The organism is Marimonas arenosa, from assembly GCF_030848945.1.
GTDB classification, from domain to species: Bacteria; Pseudomonadota; Alphaproteobacteria; order Rhodobacterales; family Rhodobacteraceae; genus Marimonas; species Marimonas arenosa.
In genome coordinates this window covers 1-26,156 of the sequence record NZ_JANHAX010000002.1, presented here as the reverse complement: position 1 = coordinate 26,156, position 26,156 = coordinate 1, and the positions used below count along the sequence as shown (strand labels likewise).

Sequence of the window (26,156 nt, the reverse complement as noted above, 5' to 3'; positions counted from 1 at the left end):
AATTGCGCCAAAGTCGCGATTCGCTATCAGTTGCGTCTTGGAATGTCAACAAAGCTGACGTATTGTGACGACGAAACAGGCCATTCGTGAACGAGAGGACCGGGCCATGTCGGAACCTGCCAGTGGCGAGACCCTTCTCTATCTGACCGATGAGCAGTTGCGGCAGGGTATCGAGGCCGTGTTTTTTGCCTATCGCAGCTTCACCGCCGACCCGGACCGGATATTGGCCACCCTGGCCTATGGTCGCGCGCATCACCGGGCAATTCATTTCATTGCGCGGGCCCCGGGCACCACGGTCAACAATCTTCTGGAAATCCTTGGTGTCACGAAGCAATCGCTTAATCGTGTGTTACGCACGCTGGTGGAAGACGGCCTTGTCGAAAGCAAGGTGGGCACGTCCGACCGGCGCGAACGTCACCTGTATCTGACCGACGAGGGCCTGGTGCTGGAACGGCGACTGAGCGACGCGCAACGGGCCAGGATGCGTGCGGCGTATCGCCAGGCGGGTCCGGAGGCCGTTGCCGGGTTCCGTACCGTGCTGGAGGCGATGATGGACCCGGAGATCCGCCGCAAGTACAACGTGCTGAGGGAGGGTGCGCCATGAGCGATCTGGATCCGCATCTTTTGATCGTAGACGATGACGAACGCATCCGCGGCTTGTTGCAGAAGTTCCTGATGCGCAACGGCTTCCTGGTGACGGCGGCGCGTGACGCCGCGCATGCCCGGCGTATCCTTTCGGGGCTCGATTTCGACCTGATCGTGATGGATGTGATGATGCCCGGCGAATCCGGAGTCAGCCTGACGCGAAGCCTGCGCGAGACCTCGCAGACGCCGATCCTGCTGCTAACCGCAAAGGGCGAGACCGAGGACCGGATCGCCGGGCTTGAGGCTGGGGCTGACGACTATCTGGCCAAGCCATTCGAGCCAAAGGAATTGCTGCTCAGGATCAACGCCATCCTGCGACGGATGCCGGAAGCCTCTGCCGAGGACGTGCGGCCCAAGGTGCTGCATCTGGGCGCCATCCGTTATGACATCGAGCGAGGCGAATTGTGGCAGGGTGATGACCTGATCCGGCTGACCGCAACGGAAGGCCAACTGATGCGGATCTTCGCCGCCTCGCCGGGAGAGGCCGTGAGTCGGTCGAAACTGGTCGAGGATCTGGGCCGCGACGGTGGACAGGCGCAGGAACGCGCGGTGGATGTGCAAATCACCCGTCTGCGTCGCAAGATCGAATCCGATCCCAAACAGCCGCGCTATCTTCAGACGGTGCGCGGCGCCGGGTACATGCTGGCGCCGGACTGATGCCCGGCGCCAACCGTGTCAGACAAGCTCAGAAGCGATAGACAACCCGAACCGCGATGGTCGTGGCTTCGATATCGACGCCAAACCCGTTGAAGTTGTCGAAACTGTGATACAGCGCTTCGCCGCCCAGTGCCCAGTTCGAACCGAGCCGGTGCTCGTAGCCGAGCCCGGCAGCCCAGCCGGTGTCGTTGCCGATCAGGTTGGTATCGGCCCGGGCCGCCGCGGCCACACCATAGAGCAGGCCGTCGCCGAGATCGACGCCACCGCGCACCTTGAGCCGTGCGATGCTTTCGACATTAACGGCGCCGAAGGTGAGATCGGCCATATCGTAGTCGAAACCGACGCCGAGCACCCAGTTGCCAAAGTCATGGTCGTAACCGGCCGTGATACCGTAGAGCATGCCGTTGTCACTGAGCGAGATGAAGGCGGTCGACGCGGTGGCATCGCCATAACCGAGTTCGACACCCAGATACGGGCCCGTCCAGTCACCGGTTACCGGAATCACGACCGGAACGACCGGATCGGCAGGTGCCGGAGCCGGTGACCCGGCGTAAACGGGCGCGGCGAGGAGTGTTGTCAGTGCAAGAGCGGAAACTGTGAGAGACTTAATGGTCATCGCTTTTCCTTTCTGGTGCCAAGTTCAAATGTGCGCGTCGTTGAGACGCTCCTTTAATTAATTTTATTATAAGGCTTCAGGCGCTTTCCTTGAAGAACCCGCGGGAAAAATTCTCCGGACTGTTTCTTTTTAGGCGAGCCTTTCTGCCGGTGCATGGCAGCTATTTGCAGAGCGGTGTTGATTCCCGCAGTGTCGGACCGTAGCGGAAAGAAAACGGAAGGCGCAGACGATGAACCCGCTGAAAGGCATCGGTTTCAAACTGGCTTCGGTGATGACCTTCATCACCATGGCCTCGCTGATCAAAGCGACGGCCGACCATGTGCCGCCGGGCGAGGCGGTGTTCTTCCGCTCGTTCTTTGCCATCCCGGTGATCATCGGCTGGCTCTGGGTGCGCGGAGACCTGCGCACCGGACTGAAGGTCACGTCGCCCATGGGGCATTTCTGGCGCGGCTTCGTCGGCACCACCGCAATGGGGCTGATGTTCGCGGGTCTGGGCCTGCTGCCCCTGCCCGAGGTCACCGCGATTGGCTATGCTGCGCCTATCCTGACGGTGGTATTCGCGGCGATGTTCCTGAACGAAACCGTCGGAGTCTTTCGTCTGAGCGCGGTGGGCCTCGGCCTTGTCGGCGTGCTGATCGTTCTGTCACCGCGGCTGACGGCCTTTTCCGGTGAGACCGTGGAGACGACCCAGGCGCTGGGGGCGCTGGTGGTTCTGGCCGGGGCCGGCTGCGCCGCGCTGGCGCAGGTCTATGTTCGCAAGCTGGTCCAGACCGAGCAGACCTCGGCGATCGTGTTTTTCTTCTCGCTGAGCGCCACGATCTTTTCGCTGATGACGTTGCCCTTCGGCTGGGTGGTGCCGGCACCCTGGGAGGCGCTGCTGCTGATCCTCGCCGGGCTCGTCGGTGGGCTGGGGCAGATATTGCTGACGTCGGCCTACCGCTATGCCGATGCCAGCGTCGTGGCGCCGTTCGACTATGCCTCGATGCTGTTCGCTCTGGTCATCGGCTATGTGGTGTTTCAGGAGGTGCCGACCGGGCCGATGCTGACCGGCGCAGGGATCGTGATCTTTGCCGGCGTCACGATCATCCTCCGCGAACACCGGCTGGGGCTGAAGCGGGACCGCGACCGCAAGAACATGACGCCGCAGGGGTAAGGAGCGACTGAGATGCGCGAAGACAAGGTACCTGCCCCGGCGCAGGGTACAGGCGCGGTTGTGCAGGAGAGCCCGCGCGGACGGCTGGAAGCGGCGGCCCGCGCGTTGGTCGCGGAGTTTGCGGACAGGCAGCCCAACTGGGACGGGGTGCTGTGCCTGCCCGGGGACCCGACCCATTGGGTGCACTTGAGCGCGGGCGAGATCGTCAGTTTCCAGTCCTTCCTGACGGTGCGGCTGGCCGAGGCGCTGGGCGGTGGTGGCTCGCAGCCGGATATGGATCGCCTGGCCGATACGATGGCCCGCCCTGAGCGGCTCGCCGGCTATCTGCGTGAAGCCGAATTGAGCAGCAACAGAGACGAAACTCTTGGTGTTCTGCTGGGTGCGGAACTGGCGGCTGCGCGGGTCTACTGGCTGGGTCAACGGGTGGTGATTGCCGGAGTCGGCCCGCTCGCCGATGCCTATGCCAGCGCGCTGGAAGGACAGGGTGTGCCGGTGCAGCGCACTTAATCCGCCTGCGCCGCGCCGACGCGGTGGCGGCAGGGGCCGAACATCGCAGCAAGGACGAGGATCACACCCGAAACGGTGGCGATCATGCCCGCGGCGCTGACCGCGTTCTCGAATCCCAGCCAAAGCGGCCCGTAGCCGGCAAGGACATAACCGAGCACAGCGGAAAGCACGGCGAAGGCCGCACTCCAGCCCAGCTGGTGGCCCAGCCGGTTGGTCATCAATCGGGCTGCGGCCGGCGGACAGATGAACATGGCGATGACGATGATCGAACCGACCGCGTCGAAAGCCGCGACCGCCGCGATGGCGGCAGCGATCACCAACCCCAACGAGAGCGCGGTGACGGGCAGGCCGAGCGTGCGGGCGAAGCCTTCGTCGAAGGTCGCGATCGTCAGCGGCCGCCAGAACAGACCGGTAAGCAGGGCGATGGCGACGAACACAGCCACCATGCGGAACAGTTCCGGCGGAAGGGCGGCGAGTGCCTCGACATCGAGCAGCGATTTCCAGCCGGTGGCGTCGAGCCAGATCAGACTTTCGAGATTGCCGTAAAGCGCGTGCTCGACATCGAGATGCACCGAAGAGGTATCAGATTGCTCAAGCAGCAATACCCCGGCGGCAAACAAAGTGGTGAAAACCACGCCCATCGCCGCGCCGGGTTCGATCCGCCCAAGCCGGCGGATGGTTTCGATCAATACCACCGCGACAATCGCCGCGGCCGCCGCTCCCAGCATCATCGGCCAGGTGGAAACGACGCCGGTGAGCAGAAAGCCCATAACGATGCCCGGGAGCACGACGTGACTGATCGCATCGCCGATCAGCGCCTGTCGCCGCAGCAACAGGAAATTGCCCGGTATGGCACAGGCCAGCGCTGCGAATGCGCCAATCAACAGGGGCGGCAACGACAGCGGGACGAATTCGACGCCGGTCATGTTGCGGCCTCCGGGCGCAGGTTACGGTCGATTTCGGTCAGCTGGTCAGGGGTCAGAACCGTGTCGAGCGGACGCAGGCCATCATAGAGCGCGGCGGCGGTTTCGAACCGGGGATCGGCCCGCAGGATCTGCCAACGGTGTTCGTCGAGCAACGCCTTGGCGGCCACCGCACGCCCGGCATCGGTCGCGACGGCGTCGGCGCGGATCAGCCCGGCGCGCCGCAGCAGCCGGAGGGTAAGACGCTCGTAAACCGGTTGACCCTGGGCGATGGCCAGCAGGCCCTGGCGCATATGCACGCGTCGCTGGAACCGGCGGTGACGCAGGACGGCGGCGAGAACGCCTCGGCCGGGGGAAAAGAAAAAGCCCACGGCAAAGAGGCCGAAGGCAATGAGGACGATGATTGGGCCGGTGGGCAGATCAGGGGCCATACCGGACAGCAGCGCGCCAGTCACACCGGCGCCGCCGCCGATGATACCGGACAGAAGCACCACCCGGTCGGCGCGATCGCTCCAGAACCGGGCGGCAACAGGCGGAATGATGAGCAACGCGACGATCAGGATGAGGCCAACAATTTTGAGGCCGACCACGGTGACGGCAAGAGCCAGAGCCAGCATGGCGAGGTCGATCCGTGCCACGTCGCGGCCGGTGGCGGTGGCATAATCGGGGTCGAACGCCACCATCAGCATCGGCCGACGCAGGAGCCACGCCAGCGCCAGGGTGAGCGCACCGCCCAACGCTATGGTCAGCGCGTCGGAGAACAACATGCCGGCGGTGGAGCCGAGCAGGAAGGTTTCGAGCCCGGCCTGACGGCCGGTATTCAGAGACTGAATCACCGTAAGACCGACGATTCCGAGACCGAAGAATACCGACAGCACCGCACCGATGGCAGCGTCCTCGCCCAGACGCGTGCGCCGGCTGAGCCAACTGACGGTCAACACGCCCAGCCAGGCCGAAAGCGCCGAACCGGCGAGCAACCCCGGCAATGCGCGGCCATCCCCACCCAGCACGGTCATCACCATGAAGGCCAGTGCCAGCCCCGGCAGGGTCGCATGTGACATCGCGTCCGACACCAGGGCCCGCTTGCGCAAGAACAGGAACGACCCGGTGACCCCGGCGGCGACACCAAGCAAGCCCGCGCCGGTTGCCACAAGCGCCGCGTTATAGCCCAGCGCCAGCATCGCCTAGCCCGCCAGCCGATCGATCTGCTGCAAAGCCAGCCGACCGCGGTAGGTAGCCTGCAGATTCGCGGCAGTGAACGTCTCTACCGTAGGGCCTTCGGCGATACGAGTTTGGTTGATCAGGAAGACATGGTCGAAATATTCGGTGACGGTGGCCAGGTCATGGTGCACGGCGACCACCGTTTTGCCGTCGTCACGCAGCGATTTCAGCACGCCGATGATGGCCTTTTCGGTGGCCGCATCGACTCCGGCGAAGGGTTCGTCGAGCAGATAGACTTCGGCTTGCTGCGCCAACGCCCGCGCGAGGAAAACCCGTTGTTGCTGACCACCCGAGAGTTGCCCGATCTGGCGGTCGGCGAAACCGTCCATGCCGACGCGGGCGAGGCAGGTCATGGCCTTGTCGAGATGATGCGGCCGGACACGACGCAGCAGCCCGAGTTCGCGCGACAACCCCATCAGGACCACGTCGATTACCCGCGCGGGGAAATCCCAGTCGACACTGGCACGCTGGGGCACGTAGGCAACGCGGTCCAGCGCCCGCTTTAGCGGCTGCCCCAGCATCGTTACCCGGCCGGAAACCGGTTTCACGATCCCCAGCGCCGCCTTGAGCAGCGTCGACTTTCCGGCGCCATTAGGGCCGATGATGGCGCTCATCGCGGCCGCCGGAAAGGTGGCATCGACTGAGAAGAGCGCCGGTTTGTCGCCATAGCTTACGGTCAGGCCGCGAATGGCGAAGGGGCTGTCGTCGCGTGTTGTTTCGGGCCGCGGCTGGCCGTTGTCAGTGGCGAGGTCGAGTTCCATTGCCAAAGCCTCAGCTCGCGGCCGCGAGGCGGCCATTCATGCCGCGCGCCGGGGCGTTGCCGCCCAGCGCGCGTGCGATGATCGTGACGTTGTGGTCGATCATACCGAGATAGGTCCCTTCGTATGTGCCCTCCGACCCCATGGCGTCGGAAAAAAGCTCTCCGCCGATGGAAACCTCGTGCCCACGCGCTGCCGCCCCCTCGATGAGGGCGCGGACGTTGCGATCGGAGACCGAGGTTTCGACGAATGCGGCTCTGATTTGGCGGGACACCAGCAGATCGACCAGTTCGGCGATGCGGTTCAGCCCGGCTTCGGATTCGGTCGAGATTCCCTGAATGCCGATCACCTCGAAGCCGAAGGCGCGTCCGAAATAACCGAAAGCATCGTGCGCCGTAAGCAGCACGCGAGAGGTTTCAGGCACGGTTGCCAGCGTTGTCTCGGCATAGACCTGCAACTCGCGGAGACGGGCGAGATAGGCTTCGGTGGCATCTGTGACCCTGTCGCGGGTGTCGGGCAGCGTTTCGACCAGCGCGTCGCCGATAGCCTTGACGGAGAAAGTCCACAAATCCGGCACCATCCAGACATGCGGGTCTTTCTTGTCGGCATAGTCGGAATGCGAGATCAGGTGGCCGTCAGGCACGGCCTCACCCACGGCCACCATCTTGCCGCGGCGGGCGAGCTTGGCGAAGAGATCCTCCATCTGCGCCTCGAGGTAGAGGCCGTGGCGCAGGATCAGCCCCGCCCTGGTCAGCGCAACGATGTCGCTGCGGGTCTGGCGATAGGAATGGGGGTCGATACCGGGCCCCATCAGCGCCTTGACCGATACCAGATCGCCGCCAAGCTGGCGCGCCGCATCGGCGATCATGCCGGTGGTGGCGACGATGTCGAACTTGGCGGAGGCACGCACTGGCCCGGCCAGCGGCGCCAGCGCAGCACCGGCTAGCAGGCTGAGGATCTGGCGGCGGGCAAAGCTCATCGGAACGGGCTCCTGTTTCAGCACCTGGCGAATATGAGAGTCACTCTCAACTCTGTCAATGCAGTTGCAACTTATTCGCAAGAAAGTGATTGCGGATCAGAAGGTGATGTCGAACGTCGCGCCGTCTCGCGAGGGAACCAGAACGACAGCGGCGCCCGAGGCGTCGAGCATGGCGCGGACGATCGCGAGGCCCATGCCCGTGCCGCCATCGGCGCGGCGAGTGGTGAAAAACGGATCGAACACGCGGGCCGCATCGCCTGTGGCAATCCCCCGCCCGTCATCTGAAACGCGCAGTGTTTGACCCGAATAGCGCAGAGTCAGAGACTGTGCGCCGTGGGCAGCGCTGTTCTGGGCAAGTTGTTCCAAAATCGCCAACAGACCGGACCGATCGAGCGGCACCGCCTCGTCCTGCGCCACCGTCACCTCAAGCCCGGTTTGAGTCGACAACGCCTCGGCAACATCGGCCAGGCCGGTCGGACCGCGCCCGAGCGGCACGCGGGCGGCGGCCAGCCGGCGAAGCCCGTCGAGCAGGGATTCCATCCGCGCCGAGGACGCGCGAATCGTCTCGGTGAGCGCTTCGCGATCTTCGTCGTCGGGCCCGGCCGCGAGCAGTTCGGCGGCGGCAGAGATGCTGGTGAGGGGCGATTTCATCTCGTGGGTGACATGCTCGGAATAGGCGCGGACTCCAGCTTCGCGGTTTTGCAGGGTGGTGGCCATGTCGTCCACCGCCTCGGCCAGCGCGGAAAATTCGGGCGTGCCGAAATGCGGCGGCAGCGGCACGTCGGACCGACCCGCCTTCACCGCCTTGGCATAGGCGGTCAGCGCCCAAACCGGCCGCAGCACCAAACGCCAAAGCAGGAAGCCCAGAATCGCAGTGGCCGCCACTGTCATCCAGCCAATCATCCAAGAGGTTTCGCCCCAGCCGAGGAGGCCGCCTGCGACCCGGAAATAGGCGATGCCGATGAGCGGAATGCAGAGCACGGCGGCGAGCGTACCGCCGATCACCAGCGCCAGCGGCGGCCGCCATTTCTGCCTTATTCGCCCCTGCATGGACCCATCCGGACACCAACCCCGTGCACGGTTTCGATTGCATCCCCGGCACCGGCCGCGCGCAGCTTGCCGCGCAGGTTGCGCAGATGGCTGTCGAGCGTGCGATCGGAAACATGGATCACCGGGCCATAGACCGCATCGCTGAGTTGCGGTTTCGAAAACACGTTCTCGGGCCGCACCATAAGCAGAGACAGAATCGCCATTTCCCGCTGAGTTAGAGACACATCGAGACCATCAAACCGGCAAAGATGCCGTTCGGGGTTCAGTTCCAACGCGCCGTGCCAAAGCGTGCCGTTTGGCCGTCCTTGCCCCTGGGTCCGCTTGAGGATGGCGCGCACGCGGGCGACCAGTTCGCGCGGCGAAAAAGGTTTCGCGACATAGTCGTCACCGCCCAGTTCCAACCCGACGATACGATCGATTTCGTCATCGCGGGCGGTGAGGAACAGCACCGGCGTGTCCTTCTCGGCCCGCAGGCGGCGGCAGAGCTCGAACCCGTCCATCGCGGGCAGGCCGACGTCGAGAATGATCAGGTCGTCCCGGCCATTGAGCGCCTTGGCCAGGCCTTCGGCGCCGTCGCCGGCTTCGCGTGTGGTGTGGCCGGCCTGTTTCAGCGCGATCCGCAACACGCTGCGAATCTGCGCGTCGTCTTCTATGATCAGGATGTCGGCCATACGACCTCCGTGGGTGCAGCGTCCGGGACAAGGCTAAGGACTGCGCGCGGGTCGCGAAAGCCCAATTCGCTGCGTCCCGTCCAGCGCGTCATCGGTTGTCCGCACCCGGGACGTTCCCTGAGGGCTGCTGCCGACCGGCGCGTTCGACTTGGGGCTTTGCCGAAGCGGCGCACTGTGCTGGAGCCACCAGCCATCCGTGGCAAGCGAATAGGGCACGCCGCGGAGAAGTAAGGTTTTCATCGGCTTTTTCCCGTTCAGGTCTTCCTGCAATCAGCCTCGCACGCCGCCGTGCAGGCGCCTTCGGGCAAGTTGCGCAATTTTCGTGCAGACCCGTGCGCTTGCTTAAGACCGCGGGCCATGCCACGGTTTTCCGGGGCCGGCGGAGGATGGCATGACGACCGACACCAAAAACACGCTGCTGCCGCAGGCGGTGGAGAGGCGCAATCCCGGGATGGCGCTGGATCTCGACTGGGTGCGGCGGGTGCAGGCCAACACCTCGGCGATCGAACGGCGCGCCAGGACGCTGCCGGGGCGGAGAACGGTCAAGAAGGATGTCCAGGCAGCATGGCTGTGCAAGGCGGTGAGTTGCATCGACCTGACCACGCTTGCGGGTGACGACACGGCGGGGCGGGTGCATCGCCTGTGCGCCAAGGCCCGTCAACCGGTGCGGGCCGATCTGCTGGACGCCTTGGGACTGGACGGTCTGACGGTCGGCGCGGTCTGTGTTTATCACGACATGATCGCGCCGGCGGTCGCGGCGCTGGCGGGGTCGGGAATTCCCGTCGCGGCAGTATCGACCGGCTTTCCGGCGGGGCTCTCGCCGTTTCACCTGCGGGTGCAGGAAATCGAAGAAAGCGTGAAGGCCGGCGCGCGCGAGATCGATATCGTAATCTCGCGGCGGCATGTGCTGACCGGTAACTGGGAGGCACTCTATGACGAGATGCGCACCTTCCGCGCCGCCTGTGGCGAGGCTCATGTCAAGGCGATCCTGGCGACCGGCGAGCTGGGTACGCTACGCAACGTCGCGCGGGCCGCGCTGGTCTGCATGATGGCGGGGGCCGACTTCGTCAAGACCTCGACCGGCAAGGAAAGCGTCAACGCGACGCTGCCGGTGAGCCTGGTGATGATCCGGGCAGTTCGAGACTATTTCAGCCAAACAGGTGTCCGCATCGGCTATAAACCGGCAGGCGGAATTTCAAAGGCCAAGGATGCACTGACCTATTTGATGCTGATCAAGGAGGAACTGGGGAACACCTGGCTGAGCCCGCATTTGTTCCGCTTTGGCGCGTCGAGCCTGTTGGGCGACATCGAGCGGCAACTCGAACACCATGTCACCGGGCGGTATTCGGCCGCTTACCGGCATGCAATGGGATGAGCGGATGAGTGTGAAGGACATTTTCGACAGCATGGACTATGGTCCCGCGCCGGAGGATGCGGCCGAGGCCTTCGCCTGGCTGGTCGATCAGGGTGACCGGTTCGGGCATTTCATCGACGGGGCCTTCACCGCGCCGGGAGATGGGTTTCTGTCGAAGAACCCCGCCACCGGCGAGACATTGGCGACTCTGACGCAGGCGACCCAAGACGACGTCGACGCCGCTGTCCAGGCCGCCCGTCAGGCCCAGCCGAAATGGACGCGGCTGGGCGGCTATAAGCGGGCGAAGTACCTCTATGCGCTGGCACGGTTGCTGCAGAAACACTCGCGGCTTTTCGCCGTGTTAGAGACGTTGGACAACGGCAAACCGATCCGCGAAAGTCGCGATATCGACATCCCGCTGGTACAGCGGCATTTCTATTTCCATGCCGGCATGGCGCAGTTGATGGACACCGAACTGCCCGACCGGGACCCGCTGGGCGTCTGCGGCCAGATCATCCCGTGGAACTTCCCGTTGCTGATGCTGGCGTGGAAAGTGGCACCGGCGCTTGCGACGGGGAATACGGTGGTGCTGAAACCGGCCGAATATACCTCGCTCACCGCGCTTCTTTTCGCCGACATCTGTCGCCAGGCGGGCCTGCCGAAGGGGGTGGTCAACATCGTTACCGGCGACGGCGCCGTGGGCGAGATGATCGTTGCGCATCCCGGCATCGACAAGATCGCCTTTACCGGCTCGACGGAAGTTGGCCGCAGAATCCGGGCCGCAACGGCGGGGAGCGGCAAGGGCCTGACCCTCGAACTGGGTGGAAAGAGCCCGTATGTCGTCTTCGACGACGCCGATATCGACAGCGCGATCGAGGGGTTGGTCGACGCGATCTGGTTCAATCAGGGGCAGGTCTGCTGCGCCGGATCACGGCTGCTGGTGCAGGAAGGGATCGCCCAGATTTTCCTGTCCAGGCTAAAGGCACGAATGGAAATGTTGCGGATCGGCAATCCGCTGGACAAATGCATTGACGTTGGCGCAATCGTCGATCCGGTGCAATTGCAGGCGATCACCGAGATGGTGGACGCCTGCGCGCACGGCGAGGTGTTCAAGGTCAACGCCCAGCTGCCGGCGGAAGGGTGTTTCTATCCGCCGACGCTGATCACCGGGCTGGAACCGTCCCACCGGCTGATGCAGGAAGAGATCTTCGGTCCGGTACTGGTATCGACCACGTTCCGCACGCCCGATGAGGCGGTGCAACTGGCCAACAACAGCCGGTACGGGCTGGCGGCAAGTGTCTGGACCGAAAACCTGAACCTGGCGCTGGATGTCGCGCCCAAGCTGACGGCAGGGGTGGTTTGGGTGAATGCCACGAACCTGTTCGATGCGGCTGCAGGCTTTGGCGGCGTGCGGGAAAGCGGGTTTGGCCGGGAAGGCGGCTGGGACGGACTGAGGGCCTACACAAAGCCCAGGCGGCGGGTGCGGCAACTGACGAGAATCGAGCCTAATCCAGCGAAAAATGGCGATCCCGAGGGGATCGATCAGACCGCAAAGCTATATGTCGGCGGCAAACAGACACGTCCGGACGGCGGCTATTCCCGGAATGTGTGGAGCAAGACCGGCAAGCTTCTGGGCCAGGCCCCGATCGCCAACCGCAAGGATATCCGCAACGCGGTCGAAGCGGCGCGGGGTGCGGCCGGCGGATGGGCAAAAACGACCGGGCATCTCAGGGCGCAGATCCTGTACTACATCGCCGAAAACCTATCGCGGCGAGCCCGGGAATTCGCCGCGCGGATCGACGCGATGAAAGGCGGACGTCAGGGCGCAAAGGAGGTAGAGGCGAGCCTCCGGCGGCTTTTCACCTGGGCAGCCTGGGCCGACAAGTTTGACGGACAGGTGCACGGTGTGCCGATCCGCGGCGTGGCAATGGCGATGCGCGAGCCGGTGGGAGTGATCGGCACCTTCTGCGCCGACGAAGCGCCGCTACTGGGGCTGGTGTCGGTGATGGGACCGGCGATGGCGATGGGCAACAGCTGTGTTTTGGTGGCGTCGGAGCCCTATCCCCTGGCGGCAACCGATTTCTACCAGGTGCTGGAGACCTCGGACGTGCCGGGAGGCGTGGTGAACATCCTGACCGGCAGCCACGAAGAGCTGGCGAAGCCGATGGCCAGTCATATGGACGTGGACGCGGTGTGGAGCTTTTCGTCCTCCGACCTATCCGGTCTGATCGAACGCGAGAGCGCCGACAACCTGAAGCGGACGTGGGTAAACAACGGCCGCGCACGCGACTGGTATGAAGAGGACTCGCGTGCATTCCTAGAGGCCACGACCGAGGTCAAAACCGTCTGGGTACCCTACGGCGAATAGCTTGTTCTCCGGCCCTACGGGTGGTCTCGCGAGCTGTCCACGCATGGCGGTCGCAGGCGCTCGGGTTCAGTTTGAGAGACCCTGCGGGCGCCCAACCACGACAAAAGTCAGCCGGTCGGGGTCGAGCAACTCGCGTGCGACACGGTTCACATCGTCGAGCGTCACCGCGTTCAGCCGGTCATTTCGGGTGGCGACATAGTCGATCCCCATGTCGCTGACCTGCATGTTCACCGTTATGTTGGCGATTGGGCCGTTGCCGTCGAAGCGCAGGGGATACGCGCCAGTGAGATAGGTCTTGGCGTCCTCGAGTTCCTCTTGCGTGATACCGGTGTCGCGCAGCTTCTGCCACTCGGCACGGATGACATCGATGGTCTCGGCGACGCGGTCGTTGGCCGAGGCAACCGATCCCATCCAGTAATCGGCATGATCCTTGTCGACGGTATAGGTATAGACTCCGTAGGTCAGTCCACGCTTTTCCCGCACTTCGCGCATCAGACGGGATTCAAGACCGGAGCCGCCGAGAATTGTGTCGAGCACATAAACGGCGAAGAAATCGGGATGGTCGAGCCCGATGCCCGGCTGGCCGAACAACACCACCGACTGCGGCGTGTCGAAATCGATCACGTGAACGCCGCCAGCAAATTCGGGCGTGACGTCCGACGGTTGCGGCGCGCCGGTTTCAGGCAGATCGGCCAAGAGACTATCGAGCAGACGGCCTAGGTCATCGGCGGTGATGTCGCCGACCGCCGAGACGAACAGCCGGTCGCGAGTCAGCACGGCCTGATGCGCGGCGACCAGATCGTCCCGCGCCAGCGCCGAGACGCTGTTCTCGGTGCCATCCTCGTTGGAGCCATATGGGTGATCACCGAACAGCATGGCCGCAAATTTTGTGCCGGCGATGGAGTCGGGGTCCTTCAAGTCCGAGCGGATACCCGAGATCACCTGCGCCCGAACCCTCTCGATAGCGTCAGCGTCGAACCGCGGGTTGACCAGCGCGTCGCGCAGCAGCGCTACGGCCTGACCGCGGTTCTCAGACAGGAACTTGGCAGAAACAGAGACTGAATCGTCATTGGCACGGAAGCTAAAAGAGGCGGCCAGCGACTCGGTGGCACGGGCGAAAGCGCGGGCATCAAGATCGCCGGCACCCTCTTCCAGAAGATTTACCATCAGGCTGGTGGCACCTCGCTTGCCTGGCGCATCGAGCGACGCGCCGCCTTTGAAGCGCAGTTCCAGTGCGACGAACGGGATCGAGTGCTCCTCGACCAGCCAGGCGTCGATGCCGCCGGGCGACGTGATTTCCTGAATATCGACATTGGCGCGGGCGGGCAGCGCGAAGGCGAACGCCGCCGTTACCGCAAGAACGACCTGCAGCATCAGTTGATCTCCCCGGAGTCTTCGCTCATCAGCCAGCCGGTCACGGCATGGTCGCGCACCAGTACCTCGTGCGCGACGGCGAGGATCTCGTCCTCGGTCACAGCCTGGAGGATGTCGGGCCAGGCTTGCACGTCCTCGATGGTCAGGCCCGAGGCCAGGGCTTCGCCATAGCGGTTGGCGAGTTTCTCGACATCGTCGCGCACATAGACCTGTGCCGCGCGAAGCTGGAACTTGATACGGTCAAGCTGTTCGGTGTCGATGCCGGCTTCAAGGAAGCTTTTCACTGCGGCATCCATGGCGTCCTCGGCGTCCTGAAGCGAGACGCCCTCGGCCGGCACGACGACCAGACTGAAAGAGGTGTCGTCGAGCGACAGACCGTCATAGAAGGCACCCGTATAGACCGCCTTCTGGGTTTCGAACTGCAACTTCTCGGTCAGCCACGAGGTTTGTCCGCCGCCGAGAAGCTCGGCCAGCATCACCAGGGCTGCGGCCTTTTTCTGATCGCCGGGATCGCGTTCAGGCGCGATGTAGGAACGGCTGACATAGGGTTGCGCCACGCGGGCGTCGCGAAAGATCATCCGTCGCTCGGCCATCTGGCGCGGTTCGGACGGGCGGTTGCGGGCTTCGAGGGCCGGATTCGGCTCTAACACGCCGTAATAGGTTTCGGCCAGCGCCAGAACCTCCTGCGGGTCGGCGTCTCCTGCAACAACAAGGATTGCGTTGTTGGGCGCATAGAACTGCTTATAATAGTCGAGCGCGGCCTGCCGGGTCAGCCCTTCCATCTCGTGCCGCCAGCCGATCACCGGCACGCCGTAGCGGTGATTGAGGTATAGCGCGGCGTTCTTTTGTTCGCGGAAGAGCGCGGCCGGGTTGTTTTCGGTGCGTTGATTGCGCTCTTCGATGATCACGTCGCGCTCTGTGGCGATCTCGTCTTCCGCGAGCTTGAGATTGACCATGCGATCGCTCTCCATCCGAATCATCAGCTCGAGCCGGTCGGCGGCGACCCGTTGGTAGTAGGCGGTGTAGTCGTAGCTGGTGAAGGCATTGTCGCGCCCGCCATTGCGGGCGACGGTGGCCGAGAGTTCGCCCGACTCCATGTTCTCGGTCGCCTTGAACAGAAGGTGTTCGAGGAAATGCGCCACACCGGATACACCGGGTTTTTCATCGGCTGATCCGGCGCGATACCAGACCATGTGAACCACGACAGGCGCACGGTGGTCTTCGATCACCACCACGTCCATGCCGTTCTGCAACGTGAAATGCGATACTTGATCATCCGCCGCCGCCGGAAGGATGAAGGCAGACAAGGCAACCAAGGAGGCGAAAACCCGTTTCATCGGCATCGTCGATCTTCCTTCAAAAAACTGACTTTGTCAGCAAGACAATAGGCACGCGCGCCGCGGCTTCAAGCGGGGTAATACATTGCGCACACAGATGTGAGGCTACTCCGGGGCGGTCGAGAAAGAGGTATTGGGTCCGGGATCAGCGCTGCGGCGGTGGCGCGGTGGGCGTGCGGGCGCCAGCGCGACGGTAGCGGTTCCATTCGCGACGGGCGTTGAGCGTTTCGCGCTTGTAGACCTGGTTGTACAGGTCCTGCCGCACGATACGGATGCGGGTGAACCGCGACTTTCGGCGGCGGAAGTCTTCGTCCGCCGCGGCGAGTTCGGCCCGCACGTTGGGATCGACACCATTACGCGAGGCATGCGCCACCAGCGCCGTATCGCTGCGCGGCACACCGGTGTCCTGCAGGCGCGCGGGTTTGCCGCCCAGCGCCGCGACGCCGTCGCCCATCGGGTTCTGATCGGTCAGGTTGGCCGCGCCCGGGGTCGGTGCCGGCAAGGCGGTGAAGCTCGGCGGTTCCTGCAGAGGTTTACCCGGCAAAATGCTGAATTCATCCGGGCCCGGCGTGGCCGGGCGCATGTCGCGCAGCGTGATGTCACGCTCGTAACCAGCACAGGCCGAAAGGCCCATCGCCGTCATCATCAGGATCGCTATGCGTTTGCGCATGCTCTTCTCCCACACCGTCTGGCTCGGGTTTTACCCGAAAGGCCGCTTAAGGTCACGAGGGCTTTTTCGCCCCGGTGAAAATCACCAATCCCACCGCCCCGACAAACACCGCAATGTCAGCAATGTTGAAGGAGTAGGGGTTATCGACGCCGCAACAGGTGACATTGAGAAAATCGGCCACCGCTCCGTAAAGCAGACGGTCGATTACGTTGCCCAGCGCTCCGCCGACAAGGAACCCCGCCGCGACGCGCGCGGGCCAGCGGTTTTCCTCGTTATGGGTCCACCACAGCACGGCGCCGGAGATCACCAGCGCCACAGCCACCAGCACCCAGCGCGTCAGGTTGCTGTCCTCGGCGAAGAGGCCGAAATTGACGCCATAGTTCCACGCCATGCGCAGATTGAAGACATCGGGGAGCACCACGATCTCGGCCAGTTCGCGCAGGTTCATCCAATGTACGACCAGATACTTGCTGGCCTGATCGGCCAGAAAGGTCCAGAATCCCACCCAGAAAACGGTGCGCATCGTGCTCTCCTGCCCTGGGTGGGGCGTTATGTCTGCGGTGCTTTGCCCCATATGTCTGCTCTTTTCGTTTTGTCCTTAGTGCCGGAAATGGCGCATCCCGGTCAAGACCATTGCCAATCCGGCCTCATCCGCAGCCTTGATAACTTCGTCGTCACGCATACTGCCGCCGGGTTGAATCACCGCCGTGGCGCCAGCTGCCGCGGCCTCCATCAGGCCGTCGGCAAAGGGAAAGAAGGCATCGGACGCCACGACCGAACCCTTGGCAGGGCTTTCAGGCAGGCCCAGCGCCTCGCCCATACGGGTGGCCTTGATGGCGGCGATATTGGCGCTGTCGACACGGCTCATCTGGCCGGCACCGACCCCGACTGTGGCACCGCCTTTGACATAAACAATGGCGTTCGACTTGACGTGTTTCGCGACCTTCCAGGCGAACAAGAGATCGGTGAACTCCTGTTCGGACGGGGCGCGTTTTGTGACAACCTTGAGGTCAGCCGCATCGACGTGCCCAGTGTCCTTGTCCTGGACCAGAAAGCCACCCGAGACCTGGCGATAGGTCAGCCCGCCTCCGCGGGGATCGGCCATGCCTCCGGTTATCAGCAGGCGCAGGTTCTTCTTGGCGGCGAAAATCGCCCTGGCCTCGTCACTGGCCTGGGGCGCGATCACCACCTCGGTGAAGATCTGCACGATTTCTTCTGCGGTCGCGGCATCCAGCGGCTGGTTCAGCGCCACGATTCCGCCGAATGCCGAGGTGCGGTCACAGTCGAAGGCCTTCGTATAGGCCTCTTTAAGCGTCGTGCCCTGAGCCACGCCGCAAGGGTTGGCATGCTTGATAATAGCGCAGGCCGGGCCGTTTTCGGGCAGGAATTCCGAGACCAATTCAAACGCCGCATCAGTATCGTTGATGTTGTTGTAGGACAGCTCCTTGCCTTGGTGCTGCACAGCGGTGGCAACGCCCGGACGGTTCGAGCCGTCGGTGTAGAAGCTGGCCTTCTGGTGCGGGTTCTCACCATAGCGCAGGGTTTGCGCCAGCGCGCCGGCGAAGGCACGACGGCGCGGGGTCTGATCCCCGATCGCGCCGGCCATCCAGGTCGACACGGCGGCGTCATAGGCGGCGGTGCGGGCATAGGCGTTTTGAGCCAGATGCTGGCGGAAACCCAGCGTGGTCTGGCCGCCATGTGTCTCTAACTCGGCTAAAAGTGCATCATAGTCTTCGACATCGGTGACCACGCTGACGAAGGCGTGGTTCTTGGCGGCGGCGCGGATCATCGCCGGGCCGCCGATGTCGATATTCTCGATGCAGGTCTCATAGTCGGCGCCCTTGGCGACGGTCTCCTCGAACGGGTAAAGGTTGACGACAAGCAGGTCGATGGCGCCGATGCCGTGTTGGTCCATCGCGGCGACGTGGGCGTCATTGTCGCGCAGCGCCAGCAGCCCGCCATGAACCTTGGGATGCAGGGTCTTGACCCGGCCATCCATCATCTCGGGAAAGCCGGTAACTTCGGAGACGTCCTTTACGGTCAGACCGGCCTCGCGCAACGTCTTGGCGCTGCCGCCGGTCGACAAGAGCTCAACCCCCCGCGCGGCCAGGGCCTTGGCAAGATCGACAAGGCCGGTCTTGTCGGACACGGACAGCAGGGCGCGATTGAGGGGGGCGAGATCGGTCATCAGGGACTCCGCAAGATGGTGTGGCAGCTTATGCAGCGGGGCATACGCCATCTGTGGCAGGGATTGAACCGCCGATATGTCGCGGTGCGGCGAAAACCGAGGGCCGCCTCTATTTCAGGCGTTTCAGTGTGTAGTTATGACGAAGGTCGAGCGTGCTGGTCGCCTTGGCTTTGCCGTCCTTTTTTGGGTCCGGCCCATCCTTTAGCGCCAGGATGTGCGAACCGGCACGGTCGAGGAAATAGCCGTCTTCGATTGAGAAGCTGGTGCCGTACTTGATGTTGTTCTGACAGGTGGAAAAATGCGGCCCCGGTGCGCATTTCATTGCGAACTTGCTGTCGACGGTGGCCACGGGGCGGATATCCGGCCATCCAAGCTGCAATGTCTTGCCATCGGAGGTGCCGGACAGCGCCGAGCCCTTGAGCGCCGCGACTTTCGCGCAGCGTTCGCAGCTCTGGCCGAGCACCTTGTAGAGCGGCGGGGCCTGTTCGTATTCCGGCACGACCTGCGCTTGCGTCACTTTCCCCGACTTGTAAGACCAATTGCCCTTGCGCTTTTCCAGGGTCACTTCAGCGCCCAGCTGGTACTGGAAAGTGAAGCCGTGGGTATAATTGAGCGGCATGTAGGCACCGGTGGCCGGGTCAACCTGGGCATAGAGGTTGTGATAGACGATCCGGACGTGACCGGGCATCGCCACCTGCCAGACCTGGGTCTCGCGCTCGAAATCAAGGCGATAGGTGATCTTGCCAGTGCAAGGCGCCTCGGCCGGCCCGGCATTGGTGAACTGGACAACCGTTTCTCCACCAGGTTCCAGCGGGATGATGACCGGTTGACCCTGGGTCGGTACGAAGGGGGACTCCGACGGCATCCATTCGCCGTTGTAGTTCCATTGCAGATAAGTCAGCACGAGCTCGGAATCGTCTCTGACATGGCCTGAAACGGCGTTGATCCCTGACAATACGTAAGGCCCCAGAGTGCCGCGGACCGTGTAAGTTCCCTGACCGGATACCGGCCCGTCACTGGCGGGCAGCGTGAAGGTCACTGTTTCTTCCGAGCTTTGCCGGTCAACCCCCGCACCGGTGTGGGTACAGGTCGATTGCCCGGTCACTGTGAGCGCAGCCATCCGCGGCGCCTGAGCCGTAGCCATGACCGGAAGCATGCAGGTGATCAGGATGATGGTCAGCGAACGCGTCATGTCACTTCCGGGAAGAGTTCATTCATCTGCAGGTCGCGAATACTGACCGGTGTTTCCTGCGCCTTGGAAATCGACCAGCGCACGCGTGTGTTGGGCTCGACGGCCCGTCCGGTCAGCACGACCTGCTTGGCCGCCCGCGGCTTCAGTCGACCCTTTTCGAGATAGACCGACGGCTCCAGCGTCATCGTCACACCACTGTCGCTGCGCAGGACCCAGAGTTCGCCGCTTTTCAGCGCCATCGATACCGCGGCCCCGCCCATATCGACATTGGCATCGACCTCGGGATGCAGGTGGAAACGGATCTGGAACAGGATGCCGGGCTCGAGCGCCTGTTCCTGGGCCTTTTCGAAGCGCTTGAGGTCGGCCTCGTCGAGACAGACCAATAGATCCTCGCCCACCATGCCACGGCCGTCGAAGGTGAGTTCCAGCGTGCGGGCATGGGTAAGTCCGTGAGTCCGAACCCAGCCGTCATGCCCGCCCTGGAAGCGCGAGCCATCCGGCGCCTGGCTGATCTCGATCGGAACCCGGGAGGGAACTTCGGTGAAGCTTTCTGCGCGGGCTCCGGCCCCGCCGCCAAGACGAGCGCTGGAATAGCCTTCGATGCACAGCGTCGAATGCGACGGCGTGGCCCGACCGGCCCGGCGCCAGTCCTCGCCGAAACAGGCGCCCGAGCCACAATTGACGATCAGCGGGCGGCGGCCTGAGGTGAGTTCGAAGGCCAGCGTGCTGGCATGGGCATTGAGACCGGCGCGACTCCGCGGCGGAGGGGCTGCGTCGATGATCACGCTTGTGCGCCCGGCCGACAAACGTGCGAACCCCATCGACAACCCGTCGGGGGCCCGACCCTTGACGCCGGATTGAGCCAGCGCGTTGTCGAGCCGCCCTTCGATCCCCTTGCCGCCGCCGTGGAACCGCGCCAGCGACCCGTCGGCGTGGCGCAAGGTGCGCAGGGTGGGGGCGATACGTTCGATCGCCTCGAAATGCTCGGCCGGTACGTTGCGCCCGGCCTCCTCAAGCGCCAGAGCCGCCCAGGTCAACAAGGTGAAGACCTCGAGCAGCTCTTCGGGATTGCGGGTGGGGATGCCGCCCTGCTCATCGACCTGGGCCATGCATTCACGGGCCAGCGCCCGGACAGCCGGATCGACATAGGCTTCCATCCCTTCGAGCGACAAGCCGGCATAGATCAGCCCGGTTAACGCCTCGAACCGGGGCAGGCCGGGCACGGTGGCCGGCCAGCGACGACCGAGAAAGACGGTCTGGTGGGCCAGCGAGCGGTAGAACGCCTCGGACTGGCCGCGGTCACTCCCCTGAAGAAGGAAGATCGCGTGATGGATCCAGCGGATCAGGCGACGGCCGGTCAGCTCGGGCGTCCAGCCCGGGCCGGTGCCATGGCCGAACCGCGCGATCCAGTCCCAGGTCCAGGCCTGGGCCCGATCACGGGCGGGGAGATCGCCGACCGCGGCCAGATCGTCGAGCCAGGCGAAGCCGTGGATTTCCTCGAGGATTCGCGGATTTCGCACACCAAGCGCCCAGATGCTGGCCTCGGCATCTTCGACCAACTGCCCGGCAAACAGGAAATTGCCCGCCACCAGCTGGCGGCCGCGGGCGAACAGGCCGATGGTCCGGGGTTCGGGCTGCGATACGAAAGCCGTGGCACTGCGCCCGAGCGCACTGGCCCGTGCGTGCACGCGATTCAGCAGGCGCGTCGACCAGGCGCGCATGGTGTCGGTGTTGGACATCGGCTCTGCCTCTTTGCGCTCTTTGCGGCGTCGTTGAGCGGCATGATAACCCGGCTGACCCAACAGGTCACCAAGGAACTGCGCCGGACGGGGGAAACCGCCTATCGGCGGCGCAGGCAGGCGATGTAGAACCCGTCCATCCCGCCGAGATCGGGCCAGTAGTCGGGCCGCAGGCGCAGGCCGCCTTCGTCGCTCTGCCACTGCGGATCGACCCCTGGGATCGAAAGTGCATCGCGGTCGACGATCAGCCTGTTATCGTGGGCCAGCGCCTCTTCCACCTGGCATTCGCCTTCGTCGGGCAGAAGCGAGCAGGTGCAGAAGACCAGCCGTCCGCCCGGCTTCAAAAGCGTCACCGCGTGCTTGAGCATCCGAGCCTGCAGATCGATCAGAGAGGCAAACTCGGAGCCGTCCTTGGCGTGCGGCAGATCGGGATGGCGTCGGATCGTGCCGGTGGCCGAACAAGGCGCATCGAGCAGAATCGCGTCGTAGTGGCCCTGATGTTCGAGCGCGTCCTCGACGACGACTTTCGCCTCCAGGCGGGTGCGGGAGAGATTTTCGCGGACACGAGCGAGACGCTGATCGGAAATATCGAGCGCGGTTACGTCAGCCCCGGTCGCGGCCAGTTGCAACGTCTTGCCACCCGGAGCGGCGCAGATGTCGAGCACGCGCTCGCCCGGCTGCGCGGCGAGGATGCGAGCGGGGAGCGCGGCGGCAGCATCCTGCACCCACCAGTCACCGGACTCGAACCCCGGCAGGGCCGAGACCTGCGGCGCACCGGACAGGCGGATCGACCCGGTGGGCAGCAGCATTCCGTTCAGGACTTGTTGCGCCATGTTAGGGTCTGCTTTGGCGGTGATGTCGAGCGACGCGCCCGCGTAATGCGCCGCCTCGATCGCGGCGACGATTTCGGCGCTGTAAGCCTGCACCAGCGGGCCGCGCAGCCATTTGGGCAGGCGCGGGATACGCAAGCTGTCCCACTTGGCAGGCGCCTCGTCGGTCATCTTGCGCAACACGGCGTTGACCAGCCCCTTGAGCCGGTTGTGGCGTTTGTGACCGGCGACGATGTTCACCGCCTCGTTCACCACGCCATGGGCATCGCCGCCCAAGGCCAGCTCGACCGTGGCGAGGCGCAGCACGTTGCGAACATGCAAAGCCGGGTTCTTGCGAAGGTGTTTGCCGAGCAACCGGTCGGCCCGTTCCAGCCCGCGCAGGGTGTCCGTGGCAAGGCGCTGCGCCCGGGCGCGGTCGGGCGGGGTAAGCCGGTCGAGCGAGGGGGTCAGCTCGCTGAGCAGGCGCCCTTCGCCGAGGATCTGATCGAGCAGGTAGACCGCGGAGCGGCGGGCAGAGGGCTGGGACATGGGTGTTCCTTGGCAAAGGCTCAGGCGCGGCGTATATCAATGCCATGAGCGAGAAGAAAGACCTTCCCCCCGCCGCGATCCGAGCGCTTAAGGAAGCCGAGGAGCGCCGCAAGAAAGCCGAGGCCGAAGCCAAGGCGATGCCTAAGGAACTGGGCGGGCGCGATGGGCCCGATCCGGCGCGCTATGGCGATTGGGAGAAGAAGGGCATCGCGATTGATTTTTGACACCTGACGCGGGTTGAAAACCCACGCTACAGACCGAGAACGTCAATCATGTCGTATTGACCGGGCTTCTTGTCGAGACCCCAGAGCGCGGCCTTCAAGGCACCCCGTGCAAAGACCGTGCGGTCGGTGGCGATGTGGCGCAGGACGATGCGCTCGCCTGTGGCGGCGAACAGCACGTCATGTTCGCCCACGATATCGCCGCCGCGAATCGCGGAAAAGCCGATATGGCCGCGCTCCCGCTTGCCGGTGATGCCGTCGCGGCCCCGGTCGGCTACATCCTTAAGTGACACACCGCGCCCCTCGGCCGCGGCCTGCCCCAGCATCAGGGCGGTGCCCGAGGGCGCATCGACCTTTTGATTGTGATGCGCTTCGATCACCTCGATGTCGTAGTCATCATCCAGAGCCTCGGCCACCTTGCGGGTGAGTTGGGTCAACAGGTTGACCCCAAGGCTCATGTTCCCGGCGCGCACGATCACCGCGTGGCGCGAGGCCGGCTCGAGCGCGGCGATCTGTTCGTCGTCCATGCCGGTGGTGCCGATCACGTGCACCACCCGAGCCTGAGCGGCGTATTTAGCGAAATTCAACGTCGCCTCCGGCGACGTGAAGTCGATCACGGCGTGTGCCCGGGCAAAGCTTTCCAACGGGTCGTTTTCGACCTCAACGCCCAGCGCGCCCAGGCCCATCGCCTCGCCGACATCGCGGCCCAGCCAATCATGGCCGTCGCGCTCGATAGCGCCGACAAGCTGCATCTTGTCCGAGGCCACCACGGTACGGATCAGCATCTGGCCCATACGCCCCGAAGCCCCGGTGACGACGATTCCTGGCAGGTCCGACATAATTTTCTCCACGCTATGGCTGACGTCCTCCTTAGCGCAGCAACCGAAGCTTGGCAAAGACCCGGCGAAGGCTTATGTGCGGCGCATGGCAAAGAACAAGTTTCACGACGGCCCCGGGCCTTCTCAGCGGCAGCTTCGCGTCGGCGAGCTGATCCGGCGCACGCTGGCCGAGGTGTTGGCGCGTGGTGACGTGCACGACCCCGAGCTGAACCGGTTGTCGATCACCGTGGGCGAGGTCCGGACCTCGCCCGACCTCAAGATCGCGACGGCCTATGTGCTGCCGCTGGGTGGACAGGGGCAGGAGGACGTCATCGCTCTGCTGGCGCGCAACCGCGGCGAGCTGCGGCGGATCATCGGCAAGAAACTGGCGATGAAATACACCCCCGACCTGCGATTCCGGCTGGACGAGACCTTCGACCAGATGGACGAAACCCGCCGCATGTTCAGCGAGGAACGGGTGCGCCGCGACGTGGAGGGCTAGGGCCCATGCGACGCCTGGCGGTTCTGGTGCTCGCGACCCTTCCGGCGGCGGCCGCCTGGGCGGTAGAGTGCCGGGACATCGCGCAGAACACCAACCGATTCACTGTCTGCGAAGCGGATGCGGCCCGTGAGGACCTGCGGCTGTTCCTGCTCGACAAAACCGGGACGGTTTATGCCAGTTTCGCCAGGATAGAGACTGATCTTGCCGCGTCCGGCGACACGCTCGCCTTCGCAATGAATGCGGGTATGTATCATGCCAGCCGGGCACCGGTGGGTTACTACCTGGAGGACGGAAAAGAATTACAACGCCTGGTCACATCGGACGGGCCCGGGAATTTCGGGCTGTTGCCGAACGGCGTGTTCTGTATCCGCGACGGCAGGGCGGACGTGATCGAGACCGGGCTCTTTGACCACGAAAAACCTGCCTGCAGCCATGCCAGCCAGTCGGGGCCGATGCTGGTGATCGACGGAAATCTGCATCCCCGGTTTCTGAAAGACAGCACCAGCCGCTATGTCCGCAACGGCGTCGGCACGTCGGCCGACGGGCAGCGCGTGGTCTTCGCGATATCGAACAACCCGGTTACTTTCCACGAATTCGGACGGCTTTACCGGGATTTGCTGAAATTACCGCAGGCGCTGTATTTCGACGGTAACGTCTCGCGTCTGCATGCGCCGGGACTGGGGCGCTCGGACCCGGGCTTTGCCATGGGACCGATCGTCGGGGTAGTGGCCCCGGCGGCCGGGAATTGACGGCACCGCATCGCTGCGCTACCCAGCGCGCCTTGACAGCGAAGGGGCATTCGCCATGGGACGCAAACGCAAGGGGCGCGACATTTCCGGCTGGCTGGTGGTGGACAAGCCGGCGGGGATGACCTCGACCGCGGTGGTGAACAAGGTGCGTTGGGCATTCGACGCTAGGAAGGCCGGCCATGCCGGAACGCTCGACCCCGAGGCCACCGGCGTTTTGGCAGTGGCGCTGGGCGAGGCGACCAAGACCGTGCCTTTCATAACGGATGCGCTCAAGGCTTATCGCTTTGAAGTGCGGTTTGGCGTCGCCACCAATACCGACGACGCTGAAGGCGAAGTGACTGCCAAATCGGACAACCGGCCCAGCGACGATGAGGTCAAGGCTGCCCTGTCAGGGTTCGTTGGCGAGATCATGCAGGTGCCGCCGAAATTCTCTGCCGTGAAGATCGACGGGCAGCGCGCCTACAAGTTGGCGCGGGCCGGCGAGGAGGTCGAAATCGAGGCGCGGCCCCTGTGGGTCGAGGAATTGCTGCTGATCGATCGGCCGTCGCCCGACACGGCGGTGCTGGAGATGACCTGCGGCAAGGGTGGTTACGTGCGTGCCATCGCTCGGGATCTGGGCGAGGTGCTGGGTTGTCATGCCCATGTCGGCTGGTTGCGCCGCACTTGGTCGGGCCCGTTCGACGCCGAGGACGGGATCGGCATCGAAGAGATCGACGCACTGGCCAAGACGCCCGAGCTCGATGCCTATCTGCGACCGCTCGAAGACGGCTTGGTCGATCTTCCCGAGGTCAAGACCACCGAAGCCGGCGCCGCACGGCTGCGCAACGGTAACCCGGGCATGGTGATTGCCGCGGACGTGGATTACGGCGACGAATGCTGGGCCTCGCTGAATGGCAAGGCCGTGGCGGTGGGCGTTTACAAGGCCGGAGAGCTGCATCCGTCGCGGGTGTTCAACCTGCCGATTTCGGCAAGCTAGAAACTGTTTTCGGAGATCAGTATTGAAAAAGGCCCGCGCCACCGCGCGGGCCTTGCTGTTTTTTCCGGGCCGACCTCAGAAGATGAAGTCGTTGGCGTCGAGATCGGCGAGGTTGACGTTCTCGAGCACG

26 protein-coding genes are annotated in these 26,156 nt (G+C 64.1%); 10 read left to right on the top strand and 16 right to left on the bottom strand.

From position 1 onward, the window contains the following. The first annotated feature begins 106 nt into the window (after positions 1-106). A complete protein-coding gene (locus NO357_RS06390) occupies positions 107-604 on the top strand; it encodes a MarR family winged helix-turn-helix transcriptional regulator (RefSeq protein ID WP_306734804.1) in 498 nt (165 codons plus the stop codon). Continuing rightward, positions 601-1,302, top strand: a complete 702-nt coding sequence (locus tag NO357_RS06385) for a response regulator (RefSeq protein WP_306734803.1) — start codon at positions 601-603, stop codon at positions 1,300-1,302. The genes NO357_RS06390 and NO357_RS06385 overlap by 4 nt, the downstream gene beginning before the upstream one ends. A 28-nt stretch (positions 1,303-1,330) precedes the next feature. Here the strand turns inward: NO357_RS06385 and NO357_RS06380 are convergent, their stop codons facing one another. Next, a complete protein-coding gene (locus NO357_RS06380; protein ID WP_306734802.1) occupies positions 1,331-1,918 on the bottom strand; it encodes an outer membrane protein in 588 nt (195 codons plus the stop codon). Positions 1,919-2,147: 229 nt separating this feature from the next. Between NO357_RS06380 and NO357_RS06375 the strand changes: the two genes are divergently transcribed. Beyond that, positions 2,148-3,071, top strand: coding sequence for a DMT family transporter (locus NO357_RS06375; protein ID WP_306734801.1), 924 nt, complete (start codon positions 2,148-2,150; stop codon positions 3,069-3,071). A gap of 12 nt (positions 3,072-3,083) precedes the next feature. Further along, positions 3,084-3,578 carry a 2-dehydro-3-deoxygalactonokinase gene (locus NO357_RS06370; RefSeq protein ID WP_306734800.1) on the top strand — a complete coding sequence of 165 codons (495 nt, stop codon included), beginning with the start codon at positions 3,084-3,086 and terminating at the stop codon, positions 3,576-3,578. Here NO357_RS06370 and NO357_RS06365 read toward each other — a convergent pair. The 6 genes from NO357_RS06365 to NO357_RS06340 form a co-directional block, all read right to left on the bottom strand. After that, positions 3,575-4,504 (bottom strand): metal ABC transporter permease, encoded by a 930-nt coding sequence (locus NO357_RS06365; RefSeq protein WP_306734799.1) that lies wholly within the window; start codon positions 4,502-4,504, stop codon positions 3,575-3,577. The genes NO357_RS06370 and NO357_RS06365 overlap by 4 nt on opposite strands. Next, positions 4,501-5,682 (bottom strand): metal ABC transporter permease, encoded by a 1,182-nt coding sequence (locus tag NO357_RS06360; protein ID WP_306734798.1) that lies wholly within the window; start codon positions 5,680-5,682, stop codon positions 4,501-4,503. Before NO357_RS06360 ends, NO357_RS06365 begins: the two co-directional genes overlap by 4 nt. A gap of 3 nt (positions 5,683-5,685) precedes the next feature. Continuing rightward, on the bottom strand, positions 5,686-6,483 hold the full coding sequence (locus NO357_RS06355) for a metal ABC transporter ATP-binding protein (protein ID WP_306734797.1): 798 nt from the start codon (positions 6,481-6,483) through the stop codon (positions 5,686-5,688). 10 nt (positions 6,484-6,493) lie between these two features. Next, positions 6,494-7,459 (bottom strand): metal ABC transporter solute-binding protein, Zn/Mn family, encoded by a 966-nt coding sequence (locus tag NO357_RS06350; RefSeq protein WP_306734796.1) that lies wholly within the window; start codon positions 7,457-7,459, stop codon positions 6,494-6,496. Positions 7,460-7,555: 96 nt separating this feature from the next. After that, the gene (locus tag NO357_RS06345; RefSeq protein WP_306734795.1) at positions 7,556-8,509 is read right to left on the bottom strand and encodes an ATP-binding protein; all 954 of its coding nucleotides are present in this window, start codon (positions 8,507-8,509) and stop codon (positions 7,556-7,558) included. Then, on the bottom strand, positions 8,494-9,180 hold the full coding sequence (locus NO357_RS06340; RefSeq protein ID WP_306734794.1) for a response regulator: 687 nt from the start codon (positions 9,178-9,180) through the stop codon (positions 8,494-8,496). Before NO357_RS06340 ends, NO357_RS06345 begins: the two co-directional genes overlap by 16 nt. A 391-nt stretch (positions 9,181-9,571) precedes the next feature. On the opposite strand from NO357_RS06340, the gene deoC reads away from it, so the two are divergent. Then, on the top strand, positions 9,572-10,555 hold the full coding sequence (gene deoC, locus NO357_RS06335; protein ID WP_306734793.1) for a deoxyribose-phosphate aldolase: 984 nt from the start codon (positions 9,572-9,574) through the stop codon (positions 10,553-10,555). Positions 10,556-10,559: 4 nt separating this feature from the next. Further along, the gene (locus NO357_RS06330) at positions 10,560-12,902 is read left to right on the top strand and encodes an aldehyde dehydrogenase family protein (RefSeq protein ID WP_306734792.1); all 2,343 of its coding nucleotides are present in this window, start codon (positions 10,560-10,562) and stop codon (positions 12,900-12,902) included. Positions 12,903-12,968: 66 nt separating this feature from the next. On the opposite strand, the gene NO357_RS06325 is transcribed toward NO357_RS06330, so the two are convergent. From NO357_RS06325 to NO357_RS06290, 8 genes are all read right to left on the bottom strand, one after another. Beyond that, a complete protein-coding gene (locus tag NO357_RS06325; protein WP_306734791.1) occupies positions 12,969-14,276 on the bottom strand; it encodes a M16 family metallopeptidase in 1,308 nt (435 codons plus the stop codon). After that, a complete protein-coding gene (locus NO357_RS06320; protein WP_306735537.1) occupies positions 14,276-15,613 on the bottom strand; it encodes a M16 family metallopeptidase in 1,338 nt (445 codons plus the stop codon). Before NO357_RS06320 ends, NO357_RS06325 begins: the two co-directional genes overlap by 1 nt. Before the next feature lie 145 nt (positions 15,614-15,758). Next, a complete protein-coding gene (locus NO357_RS06315; RefSeq protein ID WP_306734790.1) occupies positions 15,759-16,283 on the bottom strand; it encodes a DUF3035 domain-containing protein in 525 nt (174 codons plus the stop codon). 52 nt (positions 16,284-16,335) lie between these two features. Further along, entirely contained in the window at positions 16,336-16,806 is a 471-nt protein-coding gene (lspA, locus tag NO357_RS06310; protein ID WP_306734789.1) for a signal peptidase II, read from the bottom strand. Positions 16,807-16,881: 75 nt separating this feature from the next. Beyond that, entirely contained in the window at positions 16,882-18,471 is a 1,590-nt protein-coding gene (gene purH / locus NO357_RS06305) for a bifunctional phosphoribosylaminoimidazolecarboxamide formyltransferase/IMP cyclohydrolase (protein WP_306734788.1), read from the bottom strand. Between the two features lie 109 nt (positions 18,472-18,580). Continuing rightward, positions 18,581-19,663 (bottom strand): hypothetical protein, encoded by a 1,083-nt coding sequence (locus NO357_RS06300; RefSeq protein ID WP_306734787.1) that lies wholly within the window; start codon positions 19,661-19,663, stop codon positions 18,581-18,583. Then, positions 19,660-21,402, bottom strand: a complete 1,743-nt coding sequence (locus NO357_RS06295; protein ID WP_306734786.1) for a heparinase II/III family protein — start codon at positions 21,400-21,402, stop codon at positions 19,660-19,662. Before NO357_RS06295 ends, NO357_RS06300 begins: the two co-directional genes overlap by 4 nt. Before the next feature lie 101 nt (positions 21,403-21,503). Beyond that, on the bottom strand, positions 21,504-22,760 hold the full coding sequence (locus tag NO357_RS06290; protein ID WP_306734785.1) for an RsmB/NOP family class I SAM-dependent RNA methyltransferase: 1,257 nt from the start codon (positions 22,758-22,760) through the stop codon (positions 21,504-21,506). A 44-nt stretch (positions 22,761-22,804) separates the two neighbouring features. On the opposite strand from NO357_RS06290, the gene NO357_RS06285 reads away from it, so the two are divergent. Beyond that, the gene (locus tag NO357_RS06285) at positions 22,805-22,984 is read left to right on the top strand and encodes a DUF1674 domain-containing protein (RefSeq protein ID WP_306734784.1); all 180 of its coding nucleotides are present in this window, start codon (positions 22,805-22,807) and stop codon (positions 22,982-22,984) included. 26 nt (positions 22,985-23,010) lie between these two features. Here NO357_RS06285 and dapB read toward each other — a convergent pair whose 3' ends face one another. Further along, on the bottom strand, positions 23,011-23,820 hold the full coding sequence (gene dapB, locus NO357_RS06280) for a 4-hydroxy-tetrahydrodipicolinate reductase (protein ID WP_306734783.1): 810 nt from the start codon (positions 23,818-23,820) through the stop codon (positions 23,011-23,013). A gap of 85 nt (positions 23,821-23,905) precedes the next feature. Between dapB and rbfA the strand changes: the two genes are divergently transcribed. From rbfA to truB, 3 genes are read left to right on the top strand one after another with little or no spacing between them, the layout of a single operon-like run. Continuing rightward, a complete protein-coding gene (gene rbfA, locus NO357_RS06275) occupies positions 23,906-24,301 on the top strand; it encodes a 30S ribosome-binding factor RbfA (protein ID WP_306734782.1) in 396 nt (131 codons plus the stop codon). 5 nt (positions 24,302-24,306) lie between these two features. After that, positions 24,307-25,050 (top strand): phosphodiester glycosidase family protein, encoded by a 744-nt coding sequence (locus NO357_RS06270; RefSeq protein WP_306734781.1) that lies wholly within the window; start codon positions 24,307-24,309, stop codon positions 25,048-25,050. Positions 25,051-25,105: 55 nt separating this feature from the next. Continuing rightward, complete coding sequence (gene truB, locus NO357_RS06265) at positions 25,106-26,026, top strand: tRNA pseudouridine(55) synthase TruB (RefSeq protein ID WP_306734780.1); 921 nt, start codon at positions 25,106-25,108, stop codon at positions 26,024-26,026. Positions 26,027-26,156: the final 130 nt, after the last annotated feature.